The sequence below is a fragment of the Streptomyces sp. NPDC037288 genome, from assembly GCF_055603265.1.
Genome location: NZ_JBVJVY010000020.1, coordinates 24,462 through 40,779, shown reverse-complemented (window position 1 = coordinate 40,779; position 16,318 = coordinate 24,462). Strand labels below are relative to the sequence as shown.

Annotated in this window: 17 protein-coding genes; 6 read left to right on the top strand and 11 right to left on the bottom strand. The window is 71.6% G+C overall.

Features of this window, described 5'->3' with window-relative positions; translation table 11 throughout:
- Positions 1-41 precede the first annotated feature (41 nt).
- Both ACZ7GZ_RS22465 and ACZ7GZ_RS22460 read left to right on the top strand, forming a co-directional pair.
- Positions 42-1,466, top strand: a complete 1,425-nt coding sequence (locus ACZ7GZ_RS22465; RefSeq protein ID WP_471026769.1) for a zinc-dependent metalloprotease — start codon at positions 42-44, stop codon at positions 1,464-1,466.
- A complete protein-coding gene (locus ACZ7GZ_RS22460; protein WP_471026767.1) occupies positions 1,463-1,978 on the top strand; it encodes an NUDIX hydrolase in 516 nt (171 codons plus the stop codon). The genes ACZ7GZ_RS22465 and ACZ7GZ_RS22460 overlap by 4 nt, the downstream gene beginning before the upstream one ends.
- A gap of 57 nt (positions 1,979-2,035) precedes the next feature.
- Here ACZ7GZ_RS22460 and ACZ7GZ_RS22455 read toward each other — a convergent pair whose 3' ends face one another.
- The 4 genes from ACZ7GZ_RS22455 to ACZ7GZ_RS22440 form a co-directional block, all read right to left on the bottom strand.
- Entirely contained in the window at positions 2,036-2,791 is a 756-nt protein-coding gene (locus tag ACZ7GZ_RS22455; RefSeq protein ID WP_471026765.1) for an AIM24 family protein, read from the bottom strand.
- 17 nt (positions 2,792-2,808) lie between these two features.
- Positions 2,809-3,489: an AIM24 family protein gene (locus ACZ7GZ_RS22450; protein ID WP_471026764.1), complete on the bottom strand. Its 681-nt coding sequence runs from the start codon at positions 3,487-3,489 to the stop codon at positions 2,809-2,811.
- A gap of 11 nt (positions 3,490-3,500) precedes the next feature.
- Positions 3,501-5,216 (bottom strand): TerD family protein, encoded by a 1,716-nt coding sequence (locus tag ACZ7GZ_RS22445; RefSeq protein WP_471026762.1) that lies wholly within the window; start codon positions 5,214-5,216, stop codon positions 3,501-3,503.
- A gap of 127 nt (positions 5,217-5,343) precedes the next feature.
- Complete coding sequence (locus ACZ7GZ_RS22440) at positions 5,344-5,940, bottom strand: M48 metallopeptidase family protein (RefSeq protein WP_471026761.1); 597 nt, start codon at positions 5,938-5,940, stop codon at positions 5,344-5,346.
- Between the two features lie 301 nt (positions 5,941-6,241).
- Between ACZ7GZ_RS22440 and ACZ7GZ_RS22435 the strand changes: the two genes are divergently transcribed.
- The gene (locus ACZ7GZ_RS22435; RefSeq protein WP_471026760.1) at positions 6,242-7,459 is read left to right on the top strand and encodes a TOMM precursor leader peptide-binding protein; all 1,218 of its coding nucleotides are present in this window, start codon (positions 6,242-6,244) and stop codon (positions 7,457-7,459) included.
- Positions 7,452-8,822: an ABC1 kinase family protein gene (locus tag ACZ7GZ_RS22430; protein WP_471026758.1), complete on the top strand. Its 1,371-nt coding sequence runs from the start codon at positions 7,452-7,454 to the stop codon at positions 8,820-8,822. The genes ACZ7GZ_RS22435 and ACZ7GZ_RS22430 overlap by 8 nt, the downstream gene beginning before the upstream one ends.
- Positions 8,823-8,918: 96 nt before the next feature.
- Here ACZ7GZ_RS22430 and ACZ7GZ_RS22425 read toward each other — a convergent pair whose 3' ends face one another.
- The 5 genes from ACZ7GZ_RS22425 to ACZ7GZ_RS22405 form a co-directional block, all read right to left on the bottom strand.
- Positions 8,919-9,131: a hypothetical protein gene (locus ACZ7GZ_RS22425; RefSeq protein WP_471026756.1), complete on the bottom strand. Its 213-nt coding sequence runs from the start codon at positions 9,129-9,131 to the stop codon at positions 8,919-8,921.
- A gap of 142 nt (positions 9,132-9,273) precedes the next feature.
- Positions 9,274-9,597, bottom strand: a complete 324-nt coding sequence (locus ACZ7GZ_RS22420) for a hypothetical protein (protein WP_471026755.1) — start codon at positions 9,595-9,597, stop codon at positions 9,274-9,276.
- Positions 9,594-9,971 carry a WhiB family transcriptional regulator gene (locus ACZ7GZ_RS22415; RefSeq protein WP_356158138.1) on the bottom strand — a complete coding sequence of 126 codons (378 nt, stop codon included), beginning with the start codon at positions 9,969-9,971 and terminating at the stop codon, positions 9,594-9,596. Before ACZ7GZ_RS22415 ends, ACZ7GZ_RS22420 begins: the two co-directional genes overlap by 4 nt.
- A gap of 173 nt (positions 9,972-10,144) precedes the next feature.
- Entirely contained in the window at positions 10,145-10,465 is a 321-nt protein-coding gene (locus ACZ7GZ_RS22410) for a hypothetical protein (RefSeq protein WP_471026753.1), read from the bottom strand.
- Positions 10,466-10,629: 164 nt separating this feature from the next.
- Positions 10,630-12,912 (bottom strand): ATP-dependent DNA helicase UvrD2, encoded by a 2,283-nt coding sequence (locus ACZ7GZ_RS22405; protein ID WP_471026751.1) that lies wholly within the window; start codon positions 12,910-12,912, stop codon positions 10,630-10,632.
- 96 nt (positions 12,913-13,008) lie between these two features.
- Here ACZ7GZ_RS22405 and ACZ7GZ_RS22400 point away from each other — a divergent pair, with 96 nt between their 5' ends.
- Both ACZ7GZ_RS22400 and ACZ7GZ_RS22395 read left to right on the top strand, forming a co-directional pair.
- Complete coding sequence (locus ACZ7GZ_RS22400; protein WP_471026749.1) at positions 13,009-13,266, top strand: mycoredoxin; 258 nt, start codon at positions 13,009-13,011, stop codon at positions 13,264-13,266.
- 176 nt (positions 13,267-13,442) lie between these two features.
- Complete coding sequence (locus tag ACZ7GZ_RS22395) at positions 13,443-13,715, top strand: hypothetical protein (protein ID WP_471026748.1); 273 nt, start codon at positions 13,443-13,445, stop codon at positions 13,713-13,715.
- 86 nt (positions 13,716-13,801) lie between these two features.
- Here the strand turns inward: ACZ7GZ_RS22395 and nudC are convergent, their stop codons facing one another.
- Positions 13,802-14,746 (bottom strand): NAD(+) diphosphatase, encoded by a 945-nt coding sequence (gene nudC, locus ACZ7GZ_RS22390; protein WP_471026746.1) that lies wholly within the window; start codon positions 14,744-14,746, stop codon positions 13,802-13,804.
- 151 nt (positions 14,747-14,897) lie between these two features.
- Complete coding sequence (locus ACZ7GZ_RS22385; RefSeq protein ID WP_471026744.1) at positions 14,898-16,301, bottom strand: dipeptidase; 1,404 nt, start codon at positions 16,299-16,301, stop codon at positions 14,898-14,900.
- Between the last annotated feature and the right edge of the window lie 17 nt (positions 16,302-16,318).

Here is a 16,318-nt window from a genome sequence, read left to right as displayed (position 1 = left end):
CCGCCGGAGAGAACCGGCGGCCTTACCAGCCGAGGAATCCCGTGAGTGACACCCCATTCGGTTTCGGCCTTCCGCCGGAGGAGCCGGAAGACGGCGACGAGGGCAAGAAGAAGGACCAGCAGAGCGGTGGTGGGCAGGGACCGGCCAACCCGTTCGGCTTCGGCGGCCTGCCCGGAGCCGGAGGCTTTGGCGGCCCCGGTGCCGACAATCCGCTCGCAGCCATGTTCGGGTCCCTGAACCCCACCGACCTGGGCGCCGCGTTCCAGCAGCTGGGCCAGATGCTCTCCTACGAGGGCGGTCCGGTGAACTGGGACATGGCCAAGCAGATCGCCCGCCAGACGGTCGCCCAGGGCACCGCGGACGGCACGAAGGATGCCAGCGTCGGCCCGGCCGAGCGCAAGGCGGTCGAGGAGGCCGTCCGCCTGGCCGACCTGTGGCTGGACGACGCGACGTCCCTGCCGTCGGGCTCCGCCTCATCGGTGGCCTGGTCCCGCGCGGAGTGGGTGGAGGCGACCCTGCCCGCCTGGAAGGAGCTGGTCGACCCGGTCGCCGAGCGGGTCGGCGCGGCCATGGGCGACGTCCTGCCGGAGGAGATGCAGGCCATGGCGGGCCCGCTGATCGGCATGATGCGCTCGATGGGCGGCGCCATGTTCGGCACGCAGATCGGGCAGGCCGTCGGCGTGCTCGCGGGCGAGGTCGTCGGCTCCACCGACATCGGCCTGCCGCTCGGCCCGGCCGGCAAGGCGGCGCTGCTGCCTGCCAACGTGGAGGCCTTCGGCAAGGACCTCGGCGTGCCGCAGGAGGAGGTGCGGCTCTACCTGGCCCTGCGCGAGGCGGCCCACCAGCGTCTGTTCTCGCATGTGCCGTGGCTGCGTTCGCACCTGTTCGGCGCGGTCGACGGCTACGCGCGCGGGATCAAGGTCGACACGGCCAAGCTGGAGGACGTGGTCGGCCAGTTCGACCCGCAGAACCCCGAGCAGCTGCAGGACGCGCTGCAGCAGGGCATGTTCCAGCCGGAGGACACGCCCGAGCAGAAGGCCGCCCTGGCCCGTCTGGAGACCGCTCTGGCGCTCGTGGAGGGCTGGGTGGACGCGGTGGTCCACGCGGCGGCGAAGCCGCGGCTGTCCTCCGCCGACGCCCTGCGCGAGACCCTGCGCCGCCGCCGCGCGACCGGCGGCCCCGCGGAGCAGACGTTCGCCACGCTGATCGGCCTGCAGCTGCGCCCGCGCCGGCTGCGCGACGCCTCCCGCCTGTGGGCCTCGCTCACGGACGCGCGCGGTGTCGACGGCCGGGACGGTCTGTGGGCGCACCCGGACATGCTGCCGACCGCGACCGACCTGGACGACCCGGACGGCTTCGTGCACCGCGAGCAGCTGGACTTCTCCGAGCTGGACAAGATGCTCGGGGAGGCGGCGGGCGGCTCCGCCGAGAAGCCGGATCCGAAGAAGGACGACGACTCCGAGTGACTCTTCACGGCGACGCGGTTCAGGTGCTGGAGAAGTACCCGGACCAGCAGGATCTTCGTCAGGTCTATCTGGACCACCTGGACGCTCATCCGGGCGGGATGTGGAAGAGCTGCAAGGACGGGCACATCACGGCGAGCGCGCTGGTGATCGACCCGGAGGGTGAGCGGGTCCTGCTCACCCTCCACAGGAAGCTGCGCATGTGGCTCCAGATGGGCGGGCACTGCGAGCAGAGCGACAGCACGCTCGCGGATGCCGCGCTCCGCGAGGCCACGGAGGAGTCCGGCATCTCCTCGCTGCGCCTGCTGCAGAGCGCCCCGGTCCGTCTGGACCGGCACCACACCCCCTGCGCCTGGCACCTGGACGTGCAGTATGCCGCCCTCGCCCCGCGCGGAGCCGTGGCGGCGATCAGCGACGAGTCCCTCGACCTGCGCTGGTTCGCCTACGGCGAGGTGGGGGACGTGGCCGACGAATCGGTCGTCCGGCTGCTGGAGGCGACACGCGCCCGGCTGTGAACAGGTAAGGGGTGAATGGGTAAGGGGTGGCCGCCCGGCGGTCACCCCTTACCTTCCTCAGCTCCAGACGTTCCCCTGGTTCTGCCCGCGCGCCCCCTGCTGCCCCATGCCGAACTGGGCGGCGAGGCCCTGTCCGATCACCGCGTTCTGCGGCGGCAGCAGCTCGCTGGGCTGCACCAGCGCGAAGCCGGAGCCCATGAAGCTCAGCTCCCAGCCCTCACCGGTGTTGCCGCGCCGGCGCCACACCCCGGAGGAGTGCGTCTGGGCCTGCATCTGCACGCGCAGCCCGGTGGACCAGGCGACGATCGCGTCCGCGTCGCAGTTGACGTACTTGTCGGGGGTGACCTGCATCAGCAACGGCGCGCCTGAGGTCATCAGGGCGACCTTGCCGCGCCCCGTGATGTTCAGCTGATACTTCCCGGAGCCGGAGATGCCGTAGAGGCTGTCGACGGCGATGACCTCGTGGTGCAGCGAGGAGTCCATGGCAAGGACGTAGGAGCTGTCGACGGTCAGCCCGTCCTGCTCGACGTCCATGATGTGCACGTGCTGGCCGAGGTTGGCGAGGTACACCGTGCCCTGTCCGTGGCAGCGCATCAGGTCCAGGCCCTCGCCGGTGTACGCACGCGCGCGTGCCTGGTTGTTGCTGCGGTACTCGGCGTCGAACTCGACCAGGCCCTGGTAGGCGACCATGGTGCCCTTGCGGGCCAGGATGTCGTCGTGGCCCTCCAGGGTGACGCGGAGCATCTGCTTGCTCTGCAGGCTCCAGCGCTCCTGCGTCTGGACGTCGTTGTGTGCGAAAAGCGGGCTCTGCATGGCTCTCTGACTCCCCCTCAGCCCCGGACCCGAAGGCGGTCGGTGCTGTCCTCGCTGGGCTGGACGACGACGATGCCCTGGCCGGAGAAGGCCATCTGGTAGGCCTCGCCGCTGCCCCGGCCGATCAGCGACTGCGCCTTGAAGCTGCGCTTGCCCTTCACCTTCAGGTTCGGCGACCAGGCGACGAGCGCGTCCGGGTCGACGTACGTCTCGTCCTCGCCGCCGCCGCAGTCCACGACGATCGGCTTGCCCCTGGAGGTCAGCGCGACCCACCCCTGCCCGGAGATCTTCGTGTTCCACAGGCCCTGCCCGGCGAACTTCGCGAGCCCCTTGACCCGCTCGACGCCCCACGTCAGATGGGCGTCGAAGGCGAGCAGGTTGGTCGCGTTGACGGAGATGCCGTCGCCGTTGAGGTTGATCACGACGACGTCGGCGCCGTAGTCGGCCAGGTAGAGCAGGCCGTCGCCGGTGCACTTCATCAGGGGCGCCCCCTCGCCGGTGATCCAGTCGCGGGCGATCTGGCGGACGGCCGGCGGGTTGGGCTCGTACTGGATGAAGCCTTCGTAGGCGACCATCGAGCCCACGCGCGCGAGGAGGTCGTTCCCGGTCTGCATGGCGACCTTCAGCATGTGGTTGCCGTGGTTCTCCATGCGGGCGGTGACGGGTGCGGGCGCGTAGCCCGCGAGCGGCTGGTTCATGACGGGCTCCCTCAGACCTCGTACGGCTGGACGACGATGAAGTTGCCGGGTGCGCCCCGGAACTGGAGGTTGACGCTCTCACCGGTGTCGCCCGGGTAGGCGTTGCGGCGCATGCGGACCTGGCTGGAGACGATCACCTGGGAGGCGGCCGACCAGGCGACGACGGCGTTGCAGTCGGCGAAGGTGGTCGGCGTGACCGGCAGGACCACGGGCGTGCCGTGCGTCTTGACGACGATCGTGCCGGTGCCCTGGAACTGCATGGTGAACAGCGCGCCGCCGGGGATGCCGTGGCCCTCGACACGGCGCACCTCGTACTGCAGGCTCTCGTCGAAGGCGAGGACGTTCTCGGCGGAGACGCAGATCGCGTCGCCCTGCAGTTCGACGGGGTGCAGGTGGGTGGAGTTCTCGGCGAGGAACACCTGCCCCTGGCCGGTGCAGCGCATCAGCTGCATCTCCTGGCCGGTGGCGCTGCCGACGATCCGCCCGGCGAAACCGGCGCCCTTGTAGCTGAAGTCGACCTTGCCCTGGTAGAGCACCATGCTGCCCTGCCTGGCCAGCACGGGCTGGCCGCCGATGCCGAGGTCGACACGGATGAGCTTCTTGTTCTGCTGCGTCCAGCGCTGTCCCGTCGGCGTCTCCTTGAACGCCTGGAGCGCGGCGGTCACCCCGGCACCGCCCTGCGGGGCGCCCTGCGGCACTCCGTAGCCGGCGGGCTGCTGGCCGGGGACCTGGCCGTAGCCCTGCGGCATGGGCGGGGTGGGCTGGCCGCCGTAGGAGGGCGGCGGCTGGCCGTAGCCCGGGGGCATCGGCGCGGTCGGCTGGCCGCCGTACGACGGCTGCTGAGGTGGCTGACCGTACGGCTGCTGGGGCTGCCCGTACGGTGCGGGGGCCGGGGCCGGCGGCGGGACGGTGCCGCCGGGGGGCGGGGTCAGGGGGGCGATGACCGTCGGCGCGCCGTGCACGTTCGGCGCGGGCGCCGGGGACGGGGGCGGGGTGTGGCCGGGCGGTGTGAAGCCTTGCGGCGGAGTGCCACCGGGCGGCGGGGCGAAGCCCTGTGCGGCGGGCTGCGGCGCGGGGGCCGGGGCGGGCGCGGTGGCTGTGGGGGCGGCGAACGCCGGCGAAGCGGCGGCCTGGTCGGGCGGGGCGAAGCCGGGGGCCGCACCGGGCTGCGGCTGCTGCGGGGCGGCGGGAGCCTCCTCCTCCAGCACCTCGCCGCCGAAGTTCTTCAGCAGCGCCTCCAGGCCGCCGTCGAAGCCCTGTCCGACCGCGGCGAACCGCCAGCCGTCCTTGAAGTAGAAGTCACCGAGCATCACGGCCCGCTCGGTGGAGAACTCCGCGCCGGTGAAGGAGTACCGCGCGACCTCCTCGCCACCCGCCACGATGCGCAGATAGCCGGGCGCGACCTGCGACATCTGCCCGGCGCCGTCGATGGTCGCCGTGAAGGACAGCTTGCGGATGTGCGAGGGGACCCGGTCCAGCGTGATCCGGAACGACTCCGTGTCGCCCGCCTGGGCGCCCAGCAGCTGGACGGACTCCTCCGGGGACTTCGGCTGGTTGAAGAAGATGAAGTACCGGTCGTCCGAGAGGCGCTCGTCGGCGTCCAGACCGAAGCAGCTGATGTCGAAGGTGAGCCCGGGAGCGGAGATCTGCACGCCTACGTACAGATCCGTGCCCGCCGTGAGGTCACTGACCCTGGCCTTGTGGCCGCGTTGGAATTCCCTGGCCATGCGTAACGACCGTCCCCCATCCCGAGTGTGAGTGCGTCGCGCAAGGCTAACGGCAAAGTCCGGCATCGCACGCAGCCGGTACAGACCCGGTACACAACCGCACCCCGAGGCGGACGGACGGCACGGCTCACTCCTCGCGCGCCCCCGGCACATGCGGCAGCCGCCCCGCGGCGACGACCCCCTCGAGGTAGCCGCGCGCCCGCTCGGTGCGCGGATACGCCTCCAGCAGCCGCCAGAAGTCGGGCCCGTGGCCGGGCACCAGCAGATGGGCCAGCTCATGACAGAGGACGTAGTCGACGACGTACTCGGGCATCCCCTGCAGCCGGTGCGAGAGCCGGATGCTGCCCTCGGCGGGGGTGCACGAACCCCAGCGGGTGTTCTGGTTGGTGACCCAGCGCACGGAGGCGGGCCGCGCCCGGCCGTCGAAGTACTGCGCCGACAGCCGCTCGGCGCGCTCGCCCAGCTCGGAGTCGCCCAGCTTCCGTCTGCTCTCCTGGGCGGCGAGTTTGTCGAGCATGACGGTGATCCAGCGCTGTTCCTCCGCCTTCGACATGCGGGCGGGGATCAGTACGACGGTGCGATCGCCCTCGCGGTACGCGGAGACCGTCCGGCGGCGCCGGGTGCTCCTGCGGACCTCGATCGCGCTCGCCCCCGAGCCGCCGGGCGGCTGGCTCGTCGTGCTGCGCTGTGGCTTTCCGGCGCGGTGCAGGGGGTCGGCGGGCACGCCCCGACGTTACCCGCTGGGCATGGCCGAAGTCCCGGCTGCGGAACTGTTCGGTGCCGATCCCCCACCATGCGTTTGATTCCTATGACTCCTCCGACTGATCCGCACATATGATTCATCCCTATTCCAACGGGAATAGCAGCTTTCGCCAACGCGCTCATATGACAAACATGCCCGGCCTGTGGATAACTCTCGGCGCCGGACGGACCGGCGCGGCATGCTGGCATGCGTCGGCGGAGCATGACCGGCTCCGCAGGCGACCAGAGGTCCGCAATGCTTTCCACGGATACGGGGGCCAGTCATGCATCCGGTGATGAAACCCGCGCTGCGGCGCGGCTGGCGTGATCGCGACACCGTGCAGTTCGGGATGACCCCGTCGCACGCGCTGACGCTGGGCCCGATGGACCCTGCGACGAGCGGCTTCCTGGACCTGCTCAACGGCACACGCGGACTGCCGCTGCTGCGCGAGGAGGGCCGCCGCCTCAACCTGCCGGCCGGCCGCGTCGACACCCTGCTGGCACGGCTGACCCGCGCCGGCCTGGTCGACGACGCGCGCGGCGGCGGACCGGCCGCGGACGCCCTACGCGAGAAGGAAGACGTCCTGCGGCGGCTGCGCCCCGACCTCGCCGCGCTGTCCCTGACCACGGCCGAGCCGGGCGCGGCGCTCGCCCGGCTCGCCGCCCGCCGCGCGCTGCGCGTGCAGGTACGGGGTGCGGGGCGGGTCGGCGCCGTGCTGGCGTCGGTACTGTCGGGCGCCGGAGTCGGCGAGGTCGACGTGCGCGACGCGGGACACGTCGAACCGTGGGACCTGGCCCCGGGCGGACTGCCCGCCGAGTCGCTCGGCGAGCGCCGCGAGACGGCGGCGCGGGCCGCCGTGCGCCGCGCGGCACCCGACCGCCCACCACGCCACGCCCACTCCCCCGGATCCGGCGCAAGGGACGCCGGGCTCTGCCTCGTGATCCTCGCGCCCCGGGACGACGTGGCCGTGCACGCACCCGACCCGGCCGACGCCGAACCGCTCATGACCGCCGGAACACCGCACCTGTACGCCGGCGTGGTCGAGGGCACAGGCGTCGTGGGCCCGCTCGTCCTGCCCGGCGAGTCGGGCTGCGCCGGCTGCCTGCACCTCGACCGCGGCGACCGGGACCCGTCCTGGCTCCGGCTGACCGCCCAGTGGCGCTCCCCGAAAGCCCGCCGGGTCGGCGCCTGCGATCTGACACTGGCCACCGCGGTCGCGGGACTGGCCGCGGCGCACGCGCTGGCCTTCCTCGACGGGCAGGCGCCGTCCAGCGTAGGAACCCGCCGGGAGGTGTCCCTGCCCGGCCTGGACTGGCGCAGCCGACCGGTCCGGCCGCACCCTGCATGCGGGTGCGGCGCGGCGCAGAGAGGTAAGAAGGAGGAGCACTCCTCAACGGGCGGCGAACGACGCGCGACAATGGCGGTGCAACGGCCGTCGGCCAAGCGACGACGCAAGGCAGGCGAGGCGCGGCCGACTGGGACTTGGAGGGCGCATGTCTGATCTTCCCCGGAAGGCGGTCACCCGTACCGCCAAGCTCGCCGCGCTCCCGCTCGGCATCGCCGGCCGGGCGACCTGGGGGCTGGGCAAGCGGATCGTGGGCGAGTCCGCGGAGATCGTCGGCCGGGAACTGCAACAGCGCACGGCGGAGCAGCTGTTCAAGGTGCTCGGCGAGCTGAAGGGCGGTGCGATGAAGTTCGGGCAGGCCCTGTCCGTCTTCGAGTCGGCCCTGCCCGAGGAGGTCGCCGGGCCCTACCGCGCGGCCCTGACCAAGCTCCAGGAGGCGGCACCGCCCATGCCGACCCGTACCGTGCACACGGTACTCGACGAGCGGCTGGGTCCGGACTGGCGCGACCTGTTCGAGGAGTTCGAGGACAAACCGGCCGCCGCGGCCTCGATCGGGCAGGTGCACCGGGCCGTGTGGCACGACGGCCGTGAGGTGGCGGTCAAGGTGCAGTACCCGGGCGCCGGCGAGGCCCTGCTCTCCGACCTGGGACAACTGAGCCGCTTCGCCCGTCTGTTGGGGCCGCTGATCCCTGGCATGGACATCAAGCCGCTGATCGCGGAGCTGAAGGACCGCGTCTCCGAGGAGCTGGACTACGCACTGGAGGCACAGGCCCAGTCCGCCCATGCGGAGGAGTTCGCGGACGACCCGGACGTGGTGGTCCCGGCGGTCGTACACCAGCGCGAGCAGGTCCTGGTGACCGAGTGGATCGACGGCATCCCGCTGTCGGAGGTGATCTCGGACGGCACCCAGGAGCAGCGCGACCGGGCCGGCCAGCTACTGGCCAGCTTCCTCTTCTCGGGCCCGGCCCGCACCGGCCTGCTCCACGCCGACCCGCACCCGGGCAACTTCCGGCTGCTGCCCGGCGGCCCGGCCGGCGAGCACGACTGGCGCCTCGGAGTCCTCGACTTCGGCACGGTCGACCGGCTGCCCGGGGGCCTGCCGCTGCCGATCGGCACCTCCCTGCGCATGACCCTGGACGGCGAAGCCGAGTCGGTCTACGAAATGCTCTGCGCCGAAGGATTCGTGAAGGAGTCCATAGAGCTGCACCCCGACGCGGTCCTCGACTACCTGCTGCCGATCATCGAACCGGCCCGGGTCGAGGCGTTCACCTTCACCCGCACCTGGATGCGCAGCCAGGCGGCCCGCATCGCCGACCCCCGCTCCCCCGCCTACCAGCTGGGCAAGCGGCTGAACCTGCCGCCGGCCTATCTGCTGATCCACCGGGTGACCCTGAGCACGATCGGCGTCCTGTGCCAGCTGGGCGCCACGGTACGCCTGCGCGAGGAACTGGAGGAGTGGCTGCCGGGATTCGTACCCGAAGAAGACCTGAGCGAGGAGGAACCGGCGGCGGAGGCTTGATCCGGCGTGCCTTGAAGTGGGGGCGGGGTGGGAGGGGGGAGGGGGAGGGTGGGGAGGCCCCCAGGGAAGAGCCCCCAGGAGCGCGCCGAGGAAGGCTCACCACCAAGCCGAGTCCAGGCGGCCCTCGATCGCCCATAGGTTCTCCCTGGAGCAGGTCTCGCAGAAGTACTGGCGGATGCCGTTCTCCACGGAGCAGGTCCAGGTGGTCGGCGGGGCGCCGTCGGCGGGGGTGCCGCAGCGGGCGCACACGAGCACGCGGCGCTCCGGAGTGGAGCCGCCCTGATCACTTCCTCCGGGAAGACTCGTCACCCGGCGACGATAACTCCGCCAGGGGCCGATCGCCGTGCACAACGCACCGCGGGGGCCGGTCCGTTCGACCGGACCGGCCCCCGCACAGAAGGTTCCGCCTCCCCGACGGGCCGGGAGGCCACCACTTCCGTAGGTGTGATCGTTACTGCATGACCGCCATGGCGAGCGCCCGCCGGGCGCGCAGCGAGGCCCGCTCGGCCCGGCGCTGCATCCGCTGGGCGACCGCCAGGCGCACGGCCCGGCGTTCCCGCACGGCGTGATGGAGTCGCTCGTGCATATGCGCACGAGCCAGGGCTTCTTGCATGAGTTGCATCTCCCGGGTCCTGTTCTGGCGCGCTTCGGTCGCGCTGGTGGTGGTGACGTCTGGGGTCGCGGAGCCTGCGAGCTCGCTGGTGGACGGCTTCATCGGGGCCTGCTTCTTGGGGTCGTGCGTGAGGGGACGGTCGATCGTTCCTGCGGTGTTCATGCCGTGACCGGGTTCTTACGCGGGCGACCACGCGGCCGCTTCCGGGCGACGACAACACCCTGGACGAACAGCTCGCCACCCCAGACGCCCCAGGGCTCACGCCGCTCCTTGGCGCCGGCGAGGCAGGCCTCGATCAGCGGGCAGGTGCGGCACAGGGACTTGGCGTACTCGACGTCCGCCGGCGACTCGGCGAAGAAGACCTCCGGGTCGTAGGAGCGGCAGGGGACGGGTACGCCGAGGTTCTCGATGGCGTCGTCGAGCGCGGTGAGCGCGGTGAGGGGAGTGAGGGGGGTCAAGGTGGAGTCCTCCGTGAGGCCGGGCGGGGGGATCGTTTGCGAAGGCGGTACGGACGGGGCGTGCGCTTCGAGTTGCACGGTTGGTCTTCCTCGTCTGGTCGTTCCGGCCGGTTGACCGGGTGTCGGCTGGGTACCGGGTTCTCTTCCTGTCCCGAGGCCCCTTCGCTCCGTCGTCCCCGATTCGGGGAAAACAGAAGGGCCGCGGATCCCGGATGGGGTTCCGCGGCCCTGAAGGCGCCGGCCTGATCGGATCAGGCTGGATCACTCCAGGGTTCTGGCCCACGGAAGGCCCACATCAGGTGATGCTGCGTCGTCTGCTTCCGGAATCCGGCACCGGCCGCCGCAAAGGCATAGGCCTGCGCCTGTGCCGCTACCGCTTCCAGTGCCTTGGTCGGTCGCTCATTGCGCTCACGGACGGGAAGGTCCACGAGAGCGGGAGAGGACGCCGGACGGGCGGCACGAATGCCGGACAGACCGGTGCCCTGGGAGGAGGCGCCGAGCATGCACAGGGAGACGGCCGAGCGATCGGTCAGTTTGGCCGTGCTGATGGTGCTGGTGTTGATGCTGATCACTGGACTCGCCTCCTCTCGGCGTCTCTGGGACTGGGGTGAGCCAGTCCGTTCGGATATGCAAGTACAACACGGAGTTGCGGCCTTCGAGAAGGCCGCTGCTTCCGTGCCTAGAACCTATGGGGATTGCTGGGGCATGCGCAAACTATTTTTTCGACGAGTTCGCATCAGTCGTCCTCGTCGACTTCCCCGACTTCGTCACCCGCGCAGATGGCCAGCACGTCGGTTCCGTAGCTGCGCAACTTGCGGCTGAGGACACCCGGGATGCGGGAGAGTTCGGCGGGACTCACGGGCCGGGCCTCGGCGATGGCCATCAGGGTGCGGTCGGTGAAGACGCAGAAGTCCGGCTGTCCGCTGCGCTCGGCCTGGACCGCCCGCCACTCCCGCAACCGTTCGTAGAGCCCTTCGTCCATGTCCGACGGGCAGTCCTCGCAGCGCATCAGCTTCATCTCGCCCGCCTCGGTGAGCGTGCGGCCGCAGACCCGGCAACGGGCGGGGGTGCGCTGGGCGCGGCGGGGAGCGGCGGCGCCGCCCCGGGCGATCCCGTGCTCGACCCCTCCGCCGGCAGCGGTGCCGGTGCGGCCGACGGTGGCGGTGGTGCCGGGACGCAGCCCGTCGAGGAAGCGGCTCGGTCTACGGCTGGGGCGGCCACCGGGCGAGCGGGACAGGGCCCAGGACACATGGAGCCGTTCCCGCGCGCGGGTGACGCCGACGTAGAGGAGCCGGCGTTCCTCCTCGATCTGCTCGTCGGTCCTGGCGTAGGTGATGGGCAGCATGCCCTCGGCGATGCCAACCAGGAAGACGACGTCCCACTCCAGGCCCTTGGCGGCGTGCAGGGAGGCGAGGGTGACGCCCTGGACGGTCGGGGCGTGCTGGGCGTTCGCCCGCTCGTCCAGTTCCGCCACGAAGTCGCCGAGGGTGGCGCCGGGCCTGGCGGCGGCGAGGTCCTGGGCGAGGTTGACCAGGGCGGCGAGGGACTCCCAGCGCTCTCTGGCGGCGCCGGAGCCGGCCGGGGGCTCGGTGGTCCAGCCCTCCCCGGACAGGACGGCACGCACCTGGGAGGTCAGGTCCACGACGTCGTCCAGCAGCGAGTCGTTGCCGCCGAAGCGGGCCGCGCCGCGCAGGGCGATGCCGGCCTTGCGCACCTCGGGCCGGTCGAAGAAGCGCTCGGCGCCGCGCAGCTGGTAGGGGACACCGGCGTCGGCGAGGGCCTGTTCGTAGGTCTCGGACTGGGCGTTCGTCCTGAAGAGGACGGCGATCTCGGCGGCCGGGACGCCGGCGTCGACCAGCTCGCGGATGCGGCGGGCGGCGCCTTCGGCCTCGGCGGGCTCGTCGGTGTACTCGGTGTAGACCGGCTCGGGGCCGGGGGCGCGCTGGGAGACCAGTTCCAGCCGGTGGTCGGCGGCGCGGCCGTGGGCCTGGGCGAGCAGGCCGTTGGCGAGATGGACCACTTGGGGGGTGGAGCGGTAGTCGCGGACGAGTTTGACGACGGTGGCGCCGGGGTGCCGGGTGCGGAAGTCGAGGAGGTGGTCGGGCGTTGCTCCGGTGAAGGAGTAGATGGTCTGGCTGGCGTCGCCGACGACGCACAGGTCGTCGCGGTCGCCGAGCCACAGCTCCAGCAGCCGCTGCTGCAGGGGGCTGACGTCCTGGTACTCGTCGACGACGAAGTGCCGGTACTGGGTGCGGACCTGGTCGGCGATGTCGTGCCGGTCCTGGAGGACGGCGACGGTGAGCAGCAGGACGTCCTCGAAGTCGATCACCGCGCGGTCGCGTTTGAGGTCTTCGTAGGCCGCGTAGAGGTGGGCGATCTCGGCGGGGTCGCGGGGGGCCTCGCGGCCGGCCTTCGCAGCCGCGTACGGGTAGTCGGCGGGGACGGTCTGGGTGACCTTGGACCACTCGATCTCCGCGGTGACGTCCCGCAGCTCGCCACGGTCGAGCCGGGTGCCCAGGCTTGCGGCCGCGTCGGCGACGAGCTGGATCTTGCGGTCGATCAGCCGGGGCATGCCGCCACCGATCGCTTTCGGCCAGAAGTACTGCAGCTGGCGCAGGGCGGCGGAGTGGAAGGTGCGGGCCTGGACACCGTGGGCGCCGAGCTGGCGCAGCCGGCCGCGCATCTCTCCGGCGGCGCGGTTGGTGAAGGTGACGGCGAGCACGCTGGACGGCTGGAGGAGGCCTGCCCGCACTCCGTAGGCGATGCGGTGGGTGATCGCCCGGGTCTTGCCGGTGCCCGCTCCGGCGAGGACGCACACCGGGCCGCGCAGGGCGGTGGCCACCGCGCGCTGCTCGGGGTCGAGCCCTTCGAGTACCGCGTCGGCCGAGTCCGGTGTCTGCGGGAAAAGGGTGGAGTGCGTTGCTGCTGTCACACCGCCATGCTGCCAGGTCGTGAGGGACTGCCGTGTCGGTTGTCCACAGGCGGGCAGCCGCGGTCGTACTAATGCGGCAGGCGTCACAGTCGCCTGTGGATACCCCGGGCGGGAATGACCGACGGCTCGCGTACGTTCCTCCCCCGGACGATTTTTCCGAGCTGCCTGAGGAGCGCGAGAGACATGCAGGGGACTGTGACGATGTACAGCACGACTTGGTGCGGCTACTGCCGGCGGCTGAAGAGCCAGCTGGAGCGGGAGGGCATCGCCTACACCGAGATCAACATCGAGCAGGACCCCGAGTCCGCCGCTTTCGTGGAGAAGGCGAATGGCGGAAACCAGACGGTTCCGACCGTTCGGGTAGTTCCCGCCACTGGTGGCAACGAGGTCGTGATGACGAACCCGAGCCTCGCCCAGGTGAAGCAGGCTCTCGCGGTCTGACGCTCCCCAGCGCTACGGCCCCCTCTGGTCATGGTCACCGGTGGGGGCCGCTCTGTATACAGGGAAAGCGTGGCTCAGGGGCTTTCCTGTTCTGGAAAGGATCAGTGCTTGACCCTGCCGTGATCGGATCGGGAGCATCGAACCTCACAGGCGTATGCCGAGACGAGGGGGCAGGGATGCTGCGCAAGCTGTCGGGCGCCCCGGACTGCAAGAACGGCACGTGTCCGACCCTGTGGGGCACTGACGACGGGGAGGACTACGTCGTGCAGGGCTACGTGATCACCGACCCTGAGCGGCTGGCACAGCTTGATCTCCCCGAGGGTGAGACGGCCGTCGTGGTCCCGGCCGCAGTTCTTGAGGAGTACTTCAGTGCTGACCGTTCTCTTCGCGGACGCTCAACGCTCACGAACCCGTCGCTGGCCCAGGTGAAGCAGAAGCTCGCCGCGTGACATCCGCGGGTTCCCGCGGTGACCGCAGCAGGGCGGCCCCTGATCGGATCAGGGGCCGCCCTGCCGTGTCTCGGCCGAGGCCGGTCTCAGACGAAGCTGCGCGTCGGCAGTGGCTTGCCGTACCACATCTCGATCAGGCGGGCCGCGATGGAGATGCCGTAGGGCGGCTGCACCTCGCCGGACTCGAAGGCCTCGTGGAGTTCCTCGCGGGAGAACCAGCGGGCCTCGTGGATCTCGTCGCCGTCGACGTCGATCTCGGTGGAGGTGGCGCGGGCGACGAAGCCGAGCATCAGGCTGGACGGGAACGGCCAGGGCTGGCTGGCCACGTACTCCACGGGACCGACGGTCACACCGACCTCCTCCGACACCTCGCGGCGCACCGCCTGCTCGATGGACTCGCCGGGTTCGACGAAGCCGGCGAGTGTCGAGAAGCGGCCCTCGGGCCAGTGGACCTGGCGGCCGAGCAGGATGCGGTCGTCGGCGTCGGTGACGGCCATGATCACGGCCGGGTCGGTGCGCGGGTAGTGCTCGGCGCCGCAGGCGGGGCAGCGGCGGATGTGGCCGGCGGCGGCGATGACCGTGCGCTCGCCGCAGCGGGAGCAGAAGCGGTGGGTGCGCTGCCAGTTCTCCAGGCCGACCGCGTGCACCATGAGCCCGGCGTCGCGCGGCGAGAGCAGCAGGCCCGCCTCCCGCAGTCCGGCGGGGCGCGCGGACTGGTCGATACGGCCGGGCAGCGCGTCCTTCTGGAGCGCGAAGTAGCTGACGCCGTCCTCGTCGATGCCGAGGAAGTAGCGGTGTGCCTCGGTGAGCGGGGCCTCGAAGGAGGGCGTCATGACGAGTTCGGTCCGGCCGTCCGGTGTCTCGTCGATGAGTACCTGGCCGCCGGAGACCACGAAGCAGCGGGTCGTGGGGTGGCTCCACGCCGCAGCGAGCCAGGCTTCGTCGAGCCGGTGGTGGGCGGCGCGGTCGATGCCGCTCGGGGCGGTCAGCGAGATGGGTCGATCGGCTGTGTCGTCGGTGCAGGTGGTCACGGGTGCTTCCAACTCCCCCAGGGCGGCGGTTCGTTCGGCGGGCGGTTCGGCGGGACGTACGGCGGGAGGGCGCCGGGCCGGGTTCGGGCGGGGCGGCTGGGCGGTCCTTCCAGTGTGCCCCGCCTGCGGTGCCGGCCCGTACGGCGGCCGGTCAGGGCGTGGGGCGCCAGTGCTCGGCCAGGTCGCCCCAGAGGTAGGCGCTGGTCTCGACGCCCTTGAGGAGGAGGTCCAGCTCGACCTTTTCGTCGGGGGCGTGCCAGCCGTCGGAGGGTACGGAGATGCCCAGGAAGAGCACGGGGGCTCCGAGGACTTCCTGGAGGTCGGCGGCGGGTCCGGAGCCGCCCTCGCGGGTGTAGCGGACCGGCCTCTCGAAAGCGCGGCCCATGGCGCGGGCGACGGACTGGAGCGCGGGGTGGTCGAGGGGGGTCAGGCACGGGCGCGTGGCGGAACCGAAGTTGATCTCGTGCCGGATGCCGGCGGGCACCTGGGTCTCGGCCCAGGCGCGGACGGCCTTCTCGATGTCGTCGGGGTCCTGGCCCGCGACCAGCCGGAAGGAGAGCTTCACCATGGCGGAGGACGGGATGATCGTCTTGCTGCCGGGGCCCTGGTAGCCGCCGCCGATGCCGTTGACCTCGGCGGTCGGGCGGGCCCAGATGCGTTCGAGGGTGCTGTAGCCGGCCTCGCCGTGGGGGGCGCGGGACTTGGCTGTGTCGAGCCAGCGCTGCTCGTCGAAGGGCAGCTCGGCGAACAGTGCGCGCTCGCGGTCGGTGAGCTCGACGATGCCGTCGTAGAAGCCGGGGACGGCCACGCGCGCGTGCTCGTCGTGCAGGGCGGCGACCAGGCGGGCGGCCGCGGTGGCCGGGTTGGGTACGGCGCCGCCGAAGGAACCGGAGTGGATGTCCTGGTCGGGGCCGTACAGCCGGATCTCGCACTCGGCGAGGCCCCGCATGCCGGTGCACACGGTCGGGGTGTCCTCGGACCACATGCCGGTGTCGGAGACGATCACCGCCTCGGCGGCGAGCCGTCCCGCGTGTTCTTCGACGAGTGCCCGGAAGTGCGGGGAGCCGGACTCCTCCTCGCCTTCGATCAGCAGTTTCAGGTTGACGGCGGGGGTGGTGCGGCTGGTGGCGGCGAGGTGGGCGCGGACGCCGAGTGTGTGGAAGAACACCTGGCCCTTGTCGTCGGCGGCCCCGCGCGCGTAGAGCCGGTTTCCGCGGACGACCGGCTCGAAGGGGTCGCTGTTCCAGCCGTCCTCGCGGGCGGCGGGCTGCACGTCGTGGTGGCCGTAGACGAGGACGGTGGGCGCGTCGGGGTCGCCCGAGGGCCACTCGGCGAAGACGGCCGGGGCGCCCGCCGTCGGCCAGACCTCGGCGGTCGGGAAGCCGGTCTCGTTGAGCTTGGCGGCGAGCCAGTCGGCGCTGCGCCGTACGTCGGGCGCGTGATCGGGCCGGGCCGACACGGAGGGGATGCGCAGCCATGCGGCGAGGTCGTCGAGGAAGGCGGCGCGGTGCTGCTCGATGTACGTGCGGACGGCGCTGTCCGGGGTCTGGCTCATGCTCACGAGCCTATCGG